Origin of the sequence: Micromonospora sp. NPDC005215 (assembly GCF_040607915.1) — a bacterium.
GTDB lineage: Bacteria > Actinomycetota > Actinomycetes > Mycobacteriales > Micromonosporaceae > Micromonospora.
Map to the genome: position 1 here is coordinate 38,521 of NZ_JBEXHQ010000055.1, position 12,273 is coordinate 50,793.

At 70.1% G+C, this 12,273-nt stretch carries 10 protein-coding genes; 8 read left to right on the forward strand and 2 right to left on the reverse strand.

Features of this window, described 5'->3' with window-relative positions; all coding sequences use genetic code 11:
* Positions 1 to 2 precede the first annotated feature (2 nt).
* The 4 genes from panD (at position 3) to nadC (ending at position 4,110) form a co-directional block, all read left to right on the forward strand.
* The gene (panD, locus tag ABZU25_RS29565) at positions 3 to 431 is read left to right on the forward strand and encodes an aspartate 1-decarboxylase (RefSeq protein ID WP_355032639.1); all 429 of its coding nucleotides are present in this window, start codon (positions 3 to 5) and stop codon (positions 429 to 431) included.
* A gap of 96 nt (positions 432 to 527) precedes the next feature.
* Positions 528 to 1,424, forward strand: a complete 897-nt coding sequence (locus tag ABZU25_RS29570) for a septum formation family protein (RefSeq protein WP_355032640.1) — start codon at positions 528 to 530, stop codon at positions 1,422 to 1,424.
* A 98-nt stretch (positions 1,425 to 1,522) separates the two neighbouring features.
* Positions 1,523 to 3,217, forward strand: a complete 1,695-nt coding sequence (locus tag ABZU25_RS29575; RefSeq protein WP_355032641.1) for an L-aspartate oxidase — start codon at positions 1,523 to 1,525, stop codon at positions 3,215 to 3,217.
* Positions 3,214 to 4,110, forward strand: a complete 897-nt coding sequence (gene nadC, locus ABZU25_RS29580; RefSeq protein ID WP_355032642.1) for a carboxylating nicotinate-nucleotide diphosphorylase — start codon at positions 3,214 to 3,216, stop codon at positions 4,108 to 4,110. Before ABZU25_RS29575 ends, nadC begins: the two co-directional genes overlap by 4 nt.
* Before the next feature lie 18 nt (positions 4,111 to 4,128).
* Here the strand turns inward: nadC and ABZU25_RS29585 are convergent, their stop codons facing one another.
* Positions 4,129 to 5,220, reverse strand: coding sequence for a hypothetical protein (locus tag ABZU25_RS29585; RefSeq protein WP_355032643.1), 1,092 nt, complete (start codon positions 5,218 to 5,220; stop codon positions 4,129 to 4,131).
* A 118-nt stretch (positions 5,221 to 5,338) separates the two neighbouring features.
* On the opposite strand from ABZU25_RS29585, the gene ABZU25_RS29590 reads away from it, so the two are divergent.
* On the forward strand, positions 5,339 to 6,097 hold the full coding sequence (locus ABZU25_RS29590) for a type III pantothenate kinase (protein WP_355032644.1): 759 nt from the start codon (positions 5,339 to 5,341) through the stop codon (positions 6,095 to 6,097).
* Between the two features lie 39 nt (positions 6,098 to 6,136).
* Here the strand turns inward: ABZU25_RS29590 and ABZU25_RS29595 are convergent, their stop codons facing one another.
* On the reverse strand, positions 6,137 to 6,877 hold the full coding sequence (locus tag ABZU25_RS29595; protein ID WP_355032645.1) for a class I SAM-dependent methyltransferase: 741 nt from the start codon (positions 6,875 to 6,877) through the stop codon (positions 6,137 to 6,139).
* Between the two features lie 89 nt (positions 6,878 to 6,966).
* Here ABZU25_RS29595 and lysS point away from each other — a divergent pair, with 89 nt between their 5' ends.
* The 3 genes from lysS to ABZU25_RS29610 all read left to right on the forward strand — a co-directional run bounded on the left by lysS (position 6,967) and on the right by ABZU25_RS29610 (position 11,987).
* Positions 6,967 to 8,475: a lysine--tRNA ligase gene (lysS, locus tag ABZU25_RS29600; protein ID WP_355032646.1), complete on the forward strand. Its 1,509-nt coding sequence runs from the start codon at positions 6,967 to 6,969 to the stop codon at positions 8,473 to 8,475.
* Between the two features lie 111 nt (positions 8,476 to 8,586).
* A complete protein-coding gene (locus tag ABZU25_RS29605; RefSeq protein ID WP_355032647.1) occupies positions 8,587 to 8,931 on the forward strand; it encodes an Lsr2 family protein in 345 nt (114 codons plus the stop codon).
* A gap of 512 nt (positions 8,932 to 9,443) precedes the next feature.
* On the forward strand, positions 9,444 to 11,987 hold the full coding sequence (locus ABZU25_RS29610) for an ATP-dependent Clp protease ATP-binding subunit (protein ID WP_204942407.1): 2,544 nt from the start codon (positions 9,444 to 9,446) through the stop codon (positions 11,985 to 11,987).
* The last annotated feature ends 286 nt before the right edge of the window (positions 11,988 to 12,273 follow it).

A 12,273-nucleotide genomic window follows, 5' to 3' on the forward strand; every position in this document is an offset into this window, starting at 1 on the left:
CGATGCTGCGGACCATGCTCAAGTCGAAGATCCACCGGGCCACGGTGACCCAGGCCGACCTGCACTACGTCGGTTCGGTGACGGTGGACGAGGACCTGCTCGACGCCGCCGACCTGCTCCCCGGCGAGCAGGTGGCGATCGTGGACATCACCAACGGCGCACGGCTGGAGACGTACGTGATTCCCGGCGTGCGGGGCAGCGGCGTGATCGGCATCAACGGTGCCGCAGCGCACCTGGTGCACCCCGGTGACCTGGTCATCCTGATCTCGTACGGCCAGATGGACGATGCCGAGGCTCGGTCGTACCGTCCGCGGGTGGTGCACGTGGACGCCGACAACCGGGTGCTCGAGTTGGGTGTCGACCCGGCCGCGGTGGCACCCGGCACGGCCGGCCACCCGGTGCCCAGCCCGTTGGCCGTGTCCGGAGTCTGATCCCGCGCGAGGCGATTCCGGTCTGTCACCGGAAGGTCATTTCCGGTTACCCTTGGCGCGCTGGCGAAAGCCGGTCGGTGGCTGGGGGAGGCCGCTATGCGCAGTGCCAGGACGACCGTGTTCGCCGCTGCCGTGACGGCGGTGCTGCTGGTGGGCTGCGCCGGGTCGGGTGACCTGGACGGTGACCTGACCGACGACTGGGCGGCCTTGCCGCCACCGTCGGCGTTCACCCCGGCCGCCGGTGTCTGCCAGGCCGCCGACTTCACCGATGTGGTCACCCTGGCCGCCTACGAGCCGGTGGACTGTGCCGGCCCACACCGCCTGGAAACGGTGCATGTGGGGGCGTTTCCGGTCGAACGGGCGAGTGTGCCGGCGGGTGGCTCGGCGGAGTTGCGGGGCGCGTTCACCGAGTGCGACACCCGGGCGACCGGGTACGTGGGCGACGACTGGCGGGCCGGCCGGCTGCGGCTGTCGGTGGCGTTGCCCTCCGGGCCGGGCTGGGCGGCCGGTTCCCGGTGGTTCCGGTGTGATCTCACCGAGCTGACCACTGTCGAGGCCGCGGCCACAGTGGTGGTCCGGTCGGGCAGCCTGCGGGACGCGTTGAAGGGGGCGACCGGGCTGCGGCTCGGTTGCCAGCAGACCCGCGCCGCGGCCGGTGCGGGGGTGCAGACGCTGATCCCGGTGGAGTGCGCGCGACAGCACGACGCCGAGTTCGTCGGGGTGTGGCGCGCGCCGGACATGGCGTACCCGACCCGGGACGCCGACTGGGCGCCGCTGTACAACGGGTGCCGCACCGTCCTCGGCCGGTACGTGGGCGTGCCGGACGACGTCCACCTGCGCTTTCGCAGTGGGTTGGTGGTCCGGCCGCCGGGTGCGGGGCGCTGGCGGGTCGGTGACCGGGGTGTCCGCTGCTACCTGTGGCTCAGCGACCGTAGGGTGACCGCCTCGCTGAAGGGCGCGGGCCCGGCCGGCCTTCCGGTCCGGACGAAGTGACAACGGGCTGACGGCCGGCACGGCGCGGACGGGGTAGCCCAGACCACTCGTCCCGCCCCCGCCGCCCCGAGCGAGGACGGTTCGGGTTGACTGGGGGGATGGACCTTCCGACCGTCGACCTGCCGGCCCTGCCCGCGTTGCTGGCCGCGCCCGCACCCGGCTGGGTGGAGACCACCGACGTGATCGTTGTGGGTTCCGGGGTGGCCGGGTTGACCGCGGCGCTGCACCTGCGTGAGGCGGGCCTGCACGTCACGGTGGTCACCAAGGTCAACATCGACGACGGCTCGACGCGGTGGGCACAGGGCGGCATCGCCGCCGTGCTCGACCCGACGGACACCCCGGCGGCGCACGCCCGCGACACCGAGATCGCCGGGGTTGGAATCTGCGACCCGGCGGCGGTCCGGGTGCTTGTCGAGGAGGGCCCGACCCGGCTGCGGGAGCTGATGCGCATCGGTGCCGAATTCGATCGCCACCCGGACGGCTCGTTGATGCTGACCCGCGAGGGCGGGCACCGGGCGGACCGGATCGTGCACGCCGGCGGTGACGCCACCGGCGCGGAGGTGCAGCGGGCGCTGCACGCCGCGGTGCAGCGCGACCCGTGGATCCGACTTGTCGACCACGCCCTGGTCCTGGACCTGCTGCGAGCGCCGGGCGACGGCCCGGACGGGCTCGGCCCGGCCTGCGGAATCACCCTGCACGTGCTGGGCGAGGGCAGCGAGGACGGCGTCGGCGCGCTGCTGGCCCGGGCGGTGGTGCTCGCCACCGGTGGCATGGGGCAGACCTTCGCGGCCACCACCAACCCCGCGGTCTCCACCGGCGACGGGGTGGCGCTGGCGATGCGGGCCGGCGCGGCGGTGACCGACGTGGAGTTCGTCCAGTTCCACCCGACCGCCCTGATCACCCCGCCCGGCGCGGGAGTGCCCGGTGCCGGCCACGCGCAGCAGCCGCTGGTCTCCGAGGCGCTGCGCGGTGAGGGCGCGTACCTGGTGGACGCCGACGGCAAGAGGTTCATGGTGGGCCAGCACGAGTTGGCGGAGCTGGCACCCCGGGACGTGGTGGCCAAGGGCATCCACCGGGTGTTGCTGACCACCGGCGCGGACCACGTCTTCCTCGACGCGCGGCACCTGGGCGGGGACTTCCTGGCCGGCCGGTTCCCCACCATCGTGGCGTCCTGCCTGGCCATCGGCGTGGACCCGGCGACGGAGCTGATCCCGGTGGCGCCGGCCGCCCACTACGCCTCCGGCGGTGTCCGCACCGACCTGCGCGGTCGCACCTCGATTCCCGGCCTGTACGCCTGCGGCGAGGTGGCCTGCACGGGGGTGCACGGCGCGAACCGGCTGGCCAGCAACTCGCTGCTGGAAGGTCTGGTCTTCTCCCGGCGGATCGCCGAGGACATCGCGGCCGGCCTGCCCGAGCAGGTTCAGCCAGCGGACACCGGTGCCTGGCGCGGGGGCGCCGGCTGGGTGCTGCCCGCGGCGGCGACGCCGACCCTGCAACGGGCGATGACCCGGGGGGCCGGGGTGCTCCGATCCGCGGCGACGCTGGCCGAGGCGGCCGGGACGCTGCGGGAGTTGGGCGTTGCCCGGGGCCGACCCCGGACCGCCGACTGGGAGGCGACCAACCTGCTCACCGTGGCGTCGACGCTGGTTGCCGCCGCGTACGCACGCGGTGAGACCCGGGGTTGCCACTGGCGGGAGGACTTCCCGACGGCCGACGAGCGGTGGCTGGGTCACCTGGTCGGGTCGGTCGGGGCGGAGGGCCGGGTGGGCCAACAGTGGGAGGGAAACTCATGACGGGGTCGACAGAGGCGGCGTTGCGGGCGGCCGGGCTGGATCCGGCGCAGGTGCGGCAGGTGATCGAAACCGCGCTGGTCGAGGATCTGGGCCCCGATTTCCTGGACGTCACGAGCGTGGCCACCATTCCGGCGGAGCAGACCGACGCCGCCGACCTGGTGGCCCGCGCGGATGGTGTGCTGGCCGGGATGGCCGTGGCGGCCGCCGTGTTCGAGCTGGTGGGTGAGGTGACCGGCTTCGGTCGTACCGTCGAGGTGTCGGTGCTGGCCCGGGACGGCGAGCGGGTGGCCCGCGGTGCGGTGCTGGCGACGGTGACCGGCCCGACCCGGCTGCTGCTGACGGCCGAGCGGACGGCGCTGAACCTGCTCTGCCGGATGTCCGGGGTGGCCACCCACACGCGTGCCTGGGCGGACGCGTTGGCCGGCACGAAGGCGATGGTGCTGGACACCCGCAAGACGACGCCGGGCCTGCGGGCGCTGGAGAAGTACGCGGTGCGGGCCGGCGGGGGCACCAACAAGCGGATGGGCCTCTACGACGTGGCCATGATCAAGGACAACCACAAGTTGGCCGCCGGGGGCATCACGGCGGCGTACCGGCGGGTCCGGGAGGCGTTCCCGGAGGTGCCGGTGCAGGTCGAGGTGACAGGAGTCGACGAGGCGGTGGAGGCGGTGGAGGCCGGGGCGGACTTCCTGCTCTGCGACAACATGACGCCGCAGGTGTTGGCCGAGGCGGTGGCCGCGGTGGGTGACCGGGCCGAGTTGGAGGCGACCGGGGGGTTGACCCTGGAGGTGGCGGGGCGGTACGCGGCCACCGGCGTGGATTTCCTCTCGGTGGGGGCGTTGACCCACTCGTCGCCGATCCTGGACATCGCCATGGACCTGCGGACCGGGTAGCGGGCTGAGACCGGCGTCTCAGACGGTGGTGAGCGAGCTGGCGGCCAGGTTGAAGATCACCCGGTTCTCGGTGTCCTGCCGGCCGTCCAAACCGTATTTGGCGCGGAACAGCTCCAGCACCCGGTTGTAGATCTCCGGCGGCAGCTCGTCGGCCTCACCGATGGCGAAGATCTCGCCGGCCGCCTCGGGCCGGTCCAGCACGACGCTGAGCCCGGCCAGGCCGTGCCGGGCCACGTTGCGCACCAGGTCGGTGCCGGCGATGTACCAGTCGCCGTCGGAGCGTACGTAGAGGGCGTCGCAGGTTTCCAGGTCCCGACCGGCCTGGCGCAGGCAGAGCCGCAGCGTGAGGCAGGCCGCCAGGTCCTCCAGCGGAGCGGTGTCCCAGAGCTCGGCGAACCGGTCGTCGACGAACTCGCCCAACGGGGTCGAGACGAACGCCTCGATCTGCTGGGTGTCGAAGGTGCTGCCCTGCACCGGGAAGAACGAGATGAAGGCCTTCCCGTCCCAGCGGTACATCTGTACGGAGGGGGCCGCGCTGTAGACCCGGACCTGAAGCCGGGCGCGGGCCGACTCGGGCAACTCCTCGCTGAGCCGCGCGAGGTGCCACAGGTTGTTGAGGATGGCGACCGAGGCGTCCCGCCGGCGCAGCTCCTCGCCGCGCAGCCGGACCGCCGGCGAGTCCGGGTCGAGCAGCAACACCTTGACCACGGCGCCGTTGACGAGCGCGGAGCGCAACGCGGCTACGAACCGGGCCGCGTACGGACCTTCCAACATGCTGGTCCAGGTCTCCAGGATGGCCACGATCTCCCGGGACTGGGCGACCCGTTCGATCAGGGCGTCCCGGTCCAGTCGGGGGTGCTCGATGATGCTGACCGTCTGAAGTTCGCGGAAGAGCGGGTTGAGCACCACGTACGTCAGCAGCGTCATGATCAGAGCCGCGCCGATGTTGAGGTAGAGGTCGCCGGCGAAGCTGCCGCTCTCCCGAAGGGACGCCCGCCAGGCCTGCACGATCATCCAGATGGCGCCGCCGGCCAACGCGACAAGCACCAACACGTGTCGTCGACGCCGGCGCAGGGTGTTGCGGCCCCGCACCCACCACGTCCCCGACATGTCCGCTCCCCGTCCGGCCGCGCCGTGGATTGATCCATGCTCATGTCGCGATACGACAAGGATACGGTCCGTCGCCCGGTCCGCACCCGCCCGTACGGTCGTTGTCTAGGCTGCGTGCGTGCTGCTCTGCATCGACATCGGAAACACCAACACCGTGCTGGCGACCTTCGACGGCGACAAGCTGGTGCACTCCTGGCGGATCAAGACCGATGCCCGCTCGACGGCGGACGAGTTGGGCCTCATGTTCCGGGGCCTGCTCGCCGGGGACAACGTCGAGATCACCGGTGTGGCCGCCTGCTCGACAGTGCCGGCCGCGCTGCGCTCGCTGCGCACCATGCTCGGTCGCTACTACGCCGACCTGCCGAGCGTGATCGTCGAGCCGGGCGTGCGGACCGGGGTGCAGTTGGCGATCGACAATCCGAAGGAGGTGGGCGCCGACCGGGTGGTGAACACGCTTGCCGCGTACGCCCTCTACGGAGGGCCGTCGATCGTTGTGGACTTCGGCACCACCACCAACTTCGACGTGATCAGCGGTCGGGGCGAGTTCCTCGGCGGGGCGTTCGCCCCGGGCATCGAGATCTCCTTCGACGCACTGGCCGCCCGGGCGGCCCAGCTGCGCAAGGTCGAGGCCACCAAGCCCCGTTCGGTGATCGGCAAGAACACCGTCGAGTGCCTCCAGGCCGGCCTCTACTTCGGTTTCGCCGGGCAGGTGGACCGCATCGTCGAGCGGATGACCGAGGAGTTGGGCGAGGTGAAGGCGGTGATCGCCACCGGCGGCCTGGCCTCCCTGGTGATCAACGAGTGCCGCACCATCACCCACCACGAGCCGATGATCACGCTGATCGGCCTCCGGATGGTCTACGACCGCAACCTGTGAACCCCGGCCGCCGCCGGGGGACAGCCGTCGGGCGGGGCTTCAGCGCCGCCGGGCCCGCAGCACGATCGTGCGGTACGGCAGGTCCACGGTCGCGCGCCCGGCCAGGTCCGGATGGGTGGCGAGGAGTTCCCGCAGCTCCTGGTCGATCGTTTCCCGCCGTTCGGCCGGGGCGGTGAGCCAGTACGAGCGGGTGTGCATCATCGAGACGAGCTCGTCCGACGTGAGCGCTGTGTGGTGGGTGAACTCGCCCAGCTCGATCGGCTCGAACGCGGGGCCGAAGTCGGCGTATTTGTCCAGCACGCTGCCGGTGCTGTCCCCCATGTGTGCGATCCGGCCCAGTTCGGCGACCCACTCGATCCGATCGTCCCGAAGGTTCCAGATCGGGGCGAACGTCCCGCCCGGCCGGAGCACCCGCGCGATCTCGGCGTGCGCCGGCTCCCTGTCGAACCAGTGGTACGCCTGTCCCACCACCACGGCGTCCGCGACCCCGTCCGGCAGCGGCAGCGTCTCGGCGCCGCCGGCCAGCGCGGTGGTGCCGGGGGTGGCGGCGTCCAGTTGGGCGCGCATCTCGGGGTCCGGCTCCACCGAGGTCACCTGGTGGCCGAGGGCGAGCACCCCCCGAGTGAGGATGCCGGTGCCCGCGCCCAGGTCGACGACCCGGGCGGAGCCGCCCAACCCGTCGAGCGCCCACCGCACGGCGTCCACCGGATAGCGGGGCCGAAACCGGTCGTAGTCGGCCGCGGCCGCGCCGAACGAGAGCGCCTGAGTGTGATCCGCCATGGCGGGCAGGTTATCCGATAACGACCACCTGAGCGCTTGAGTACGCTCGGGCCTGACCCCCCGTAATCTTCGTGACGAGGAAGCGTGCCGTGAGCGAGCAGAACGCCGTGCCAGTGGACCCCGCCGATGACCTTCCCGAGCAGATGAAGGTCCGCCGGGAGAAGCGGGACCGGATGCTCGCCGAGGGCGTCGAGCCCTACCCGGTCGGCTTTCCCCGGACGACCACCCTGGCGCAGGTCCGGGCCCGTTACGCCGACCTGCCGACCGACACCGCGACCGGCGACCAGGTAGCGGTCACCGGCCGCGTGATCTTCGTACGTAACACCGGCAAGCTGTGCTTCGCGACCCTGCGCGACGGCGACGGCACCGAGTTGCAGGCGATGCTCTCCCTGGACCGGGTGGGGCCGGAGCGGCTGGAGGCGTGGAAGCGCCTTGTCGACCTCGGCGACCATGTCGGCGTCACCGGTGAGGTGATCACCAGCCGCCGGGGTGAGTTGTCGGTCCTGGCACAGCAGTGGGAGATGACCGCCAAGGCGCTGCGCCCGTTGCCGGTGGCGCACAAGCCGCTCTCCGAGGAGGCCCGCGTCCGGCAGCGTTACGTCGACCTGATCGTCCGGCCGCAGGCACGGGAGATGGTCCGTACCCGAGCCGCCGCGGTGCGCAGTCTGCGCGACTCACTGCACGGGCAGGGCTTCATCGAGGTGGAAACGCCGATGCTGCAACTGCTGCATGGTGGCGCGGCGGCCCGCCCGTTCGTGACCCACAGCAATGCGCTGAACACCGATCTGTATCTGCGAATCGCTCCGGAACTGTTTCTCAAGCGCGCCGTGGTTGGCGGCGTCGACCGCGTCTTCGAGATCAACCGCAACTTCCGTAATGAGGGTGTCGACTCTTCGCACTCGCCCGAGTTCGCGATGCTGGAGACGTACCAGGCGTACGGCGACTACGACACGATGGCTGAGCTGACCCGTAATCTCGTGCAACAGGCGGCGATCGCGGTCAGCGGTTCGATGGTGGTGACCCACGCCGACGGGCAGGAGTTCGACCTGGGTGGCGAGTGGCGCTCGGTGACACTCTTCGGCGTGCTTTCCGAAGCGCTCGGCGAGGAGGTCACGGTCCGCACCGACCGATCCCGCCTGGTGGAGTACGCGGACAAGGTGGGATTGGCGGTAGATCCGAAGTGGGGGCCGGGCAAGCTGGCCGAGGAACTGTTCGAGGAACTGGTCGTCCCCGGCCTGGTGGCACCCACCTTCGTGCGGGACTACCCGGAGGAAACCAGCCCGCTCACCCGGGCCCACCGCAGTGAGCCGGGGTTGGCCGAGAAGTGGGACCTCTACGTGCTCGGCTTCGAGCTGGGCACCGCGTACTCCGAGCTGGTCGACCCGGTCGTGCAGCGGGAGCGGCTGGTGGCCCAGGCGCAGCTCGCGGCCCGTGGCGACGACGAGGCGATGCGTCTCGACGAGGACTTTCTCCGGGCCATGGAGTACGGAATGCCGCCGGCCGGCGGTATGGGAATGGGAATCGACCGGCTGTTGATGGCCCTGACCGGCCTGGGAATTCGGGAAACGATCCTCTTCCCGTTGGTCCGCCCGGAGTAGTCTCGCCCGGGCTCGCCCACGCCGTAACGGCATCCTATTGACGCGGCAAGCAGTGCGGGGGTTATTGTTCTCTCGTTAGCAGGAGTGCCCTGCTCGAAAGGAATGTGGGACGTGGCCAAGCAGATCATTCACAAGCTGGTCGATGACCTGGACGGCGGGGACGCGGAGGAGACCGTCAAGTTCGCCCTCGACGGCGTTCAGTACGAGATCGACCTGTCGAGTGCCAACGCCGCTAAATTGCGCGACGCTTTTGCCTCGTACGTGGGTGCCGGCACCAAGGTCGGCCGGGGCGGCGTGGTGATCGGTGGGCGGGCTGCCCGCGGTCGGGGCGGCGCGACCGCCGATCGGGAACAGAACAAGGCGATCCGGGAGTGGGCCAAGAAGGCCGGCAAGGACATCTCGGACCGGGGTCGTATCCCGCAGGAGATCGTTGACGAGTACCACGCGAAGCGCTGATCCATCAGCTGTTGGTGGTTAGTCGCCACCGCAGGCGACACCGACGCCGGGCCGGAGCAGTTCTCCGGGCCGGCGTCGCCGTGTCCGGGGGTGCGGGCGGGAGTTGAGGGGCGGGGAAGCATTTCGTGCCCACCGGCGTTGTCCACAACCAGTGGAGCAACTATCCACAGCCTGTGGACAACCTTCCCCAGGGTCGGGGTGCGGCGGTCGAAGCGACCCCCGGTTCCCCCTCCTGAGGGCCTCCGGAGCGCTTCCGAGGCCCGGATCGGGCTCTGGTCGTGCCAGTCGGATTTCGCTCTGCGCGTAGCGACAGGACTACCGGAACACCTCCTGAGCGCGGACGGTTGTCCAAAACGACGTGGAACCGACCCGGACCAGAGACACACGACCTCAGCTGAGTCGGTCAGCGACGATAGAGTAAGGAGGCACGGACGCCCGTCCCGGACGTTCGTGCACCGGCCCCGCCAAGATCTTGACCATCAAGGCGCACGGCACGTGAGGAGCACGAGGGCATGTTCGAGCGGTTCACCGACCGAGCGCGACGGGTTGTCGTCCTGGCCCAAGAAGAGGCCCGGATGCTCAACCACAACTACATCGGTACGGAACACATCCTGCTGGGCCTGATCCACGAAGGTGAAGGCGTCGCGGCGAAGGCCCTGGAGAGCCTCGGCATCTCCCTGGAGGGTGTCCGTCAGCAGGTCGAGGAGATCATCGGCCAGGGTCAGCAGGCGCCGAGCGGGCACATCCCGTTCACGCCGCGGGCCAAGAAGGTGCTGGAGCTGTCGCTGCGCGAGGCGCTGCAGCTCGGCCACAACTACATCGGCACCGAGCACATCCTGCTCGGGCTGATCCGCGAGGGCGAGGGCGTTGCCGCCCAGGTGCTGGTCAAGCTCGGCGCCGACCTCAACCGGGTCCGCCAGCAGGTGATCCAGCTGCTCTCCGGCTACCAGGGCAAGGAGCCTGCCGCGGCGGGCGCCGCGCCGGGTGAGGCCGCGCCGTCGACCAGCCTGGTGCTGGACCAGTTCGGTCGCAACCTGACTCAGGCCGCCCGCGAGGGCAAGCTCGACCCGGTCATCGGGCGCGAGAAGGAAATCGAGCGGGTCATGCAGGTGCTCTCCCGCCGTACAAAGAACAACCCGGTCCTGATCGGTGAGCCCGGCGTCGGTAAGACCGCCGTGGTGGAGGGGCTTTCCCAGAAGATCATCAAGGGCGAGGTGCCCGAGACTCTCAAGGACAAGCAGCTCTACACGCTCGACCTGGGTGCGCTGGTCGCCGGTTCCCGCTACCGCGGTGACTTCGAGGAGCGCCTCAAGAAGGTGCTCAAGGAGATCCGCACCCGCGGCGACATCATCCTGTTCATCGACGAGATCCACACCCTGGTGGGTGCGGGTGCCGCCGAGGGCGCGATCGACGCCGCGAGCATCCTGAAGCCGATGCTGGCCCGTGGTGAGCTGCAGACCATCGGCGCCACCACGCTTGACGAATACCGCAAGCACCTGGAGAAGGACGCCGCTCTCGAGCGCCGGTTCCAGCCGATCCAGGTGGGTGAGCCGTCGCTGGCGCACACCATCGAGATCCTCAAGGGCCTGCGCGACCGGTACGAGGCGCACCACCGGGTCTCGATCACCGACGCCGCCCTGGTGGCGGCCGCGACGCTGGCCGACCGGTACATCTCCGACCGCTTCCTGCCGGACAAGGCGATCGACCTGATCGACGAGGCCGGCGCCCGGATGCGGATCCGTCGGATGACCGCGCCGCCAGACCTGCGTGACTTCGACGAGCGCATCGCCCAGGTGCGTCGCGACAAGGAGTCCGCGATCGACGCTCAGGACTTCGAGCGCGCCGCCCAGCTGCGCGACAAGGAGAAGCAGCTGCTCGGCCAGAAGGCTCAGCGGGAGAAGGAGTGGAAGGCCGGTGACCTGGACGTCGTCAGCGAGGTCGACGACGAGCAGATCGCCGAGGTGCTCGGCAACTGGACCGGCATCCCGGTCTACAAGCTGACCGAGGAGGAGACCTCGCGCCTGCTGCGCATGGAGGACGAGCTGCACAAGCGCGTCATCGGCCAGGAGGACGCGGTCAAGGCGGTCTCGAAGGCGATCCGGCGTACCCGGGCCGGCCTGAAGGACCCGAAGCGCCCGTCGGGCTCGTTCATCTTCGCCGGTCCGTCCGGTGTCGGTAAGACCGAGCTGTCCAAGGCGCTCGCCGAGTTCCTCTTCGGCAGCGAGGATGCCCTCATCCAGCTGGACATGTCCGAGTTCCACGACCGCTACACGGTCTCCCGGCTCGTGGGTGCCCCTCCCGGCTACGTCGGTTACGACGAGGGCGGGCAGCTGACCGAGAAGGTGCGGCGTCGGCCGTTCTCGGTGGTCCTCTTCGACGAGATCGAGAAGGCCCACCCGGACGTGTTCAACACGCTGCTCCAGATCCTCGAGGACGGTCGGCTCACCGACGGTCAGGGTCGGATCGTGGACTTCAAGAACACGGTCATCATCCTGACCACCAACCTGGGCACCCGTGACGTCGCCAAGGCGGTGTCGCTGGGCTTCCAGCAGTCGGAGGACTCCGAGTCCAACTACGACCGGATGAAGCAGAAGGTCAACGACGAGCTCAAGCAGCACTTCCGGCCTGAGTTCCTCAACCGGATCGACGACACCATCGTCTTCCACCAGCTGCGTCAGAGCGAGATCCTCTCGATCGTGGACATCATGATCCAGCGGATCGAGGGCCAGCTGCGCAACAAGGACATGGGTCTGGAGCTGACCGACAACGCCAAGAAGTACCTGGCGGCGAAGGGCTTCGACCCGGTGCTCGGTGCCCGTCCGCTTCGTCGCACGATCCAGCGCGACATCGAGGACAACCTCTCCGAGCGGATCCTGTTCAACGAGCTGACCCCGGGTCAGATCGTTGTGGTGGACTGCGAGGGCGACCCGAACGACATCGACAAGTCCAAGCTCGTCTTCCGGGGCGCGGAAAAGCCGGTCGAAGTTCCGGACGCCGTGCCGGCCGACCTCGGTGGCACAGCCGCTGGCACCGCCGTCGCGGGCGCGGACGAGTAGCACAACCAGCAGCAAGGAGGCGGGGCCTCGGTGGCGTGAGCCATCGGGGCCCCGCCTCCTTGCGCTGTCCATAGGCGCCACCGCACCCGCCGTGCCGTGCCAGTGCCCGCTCGCCCGTGCCCGCCGTGCCCGCTCGCCCGTGCCCGCCGTGCCCGCTGTGCCCGCTCGCCCGTGCCCGCCGTGCCCGCTCGCCCGTGCCCGCCGTGCCCGCTCGCCCGTGCCCGCCGTGCTCGCTCGCCCGATCGGTAGATCACAAGACTGAACTCCAGTCACACTTACAGAGATC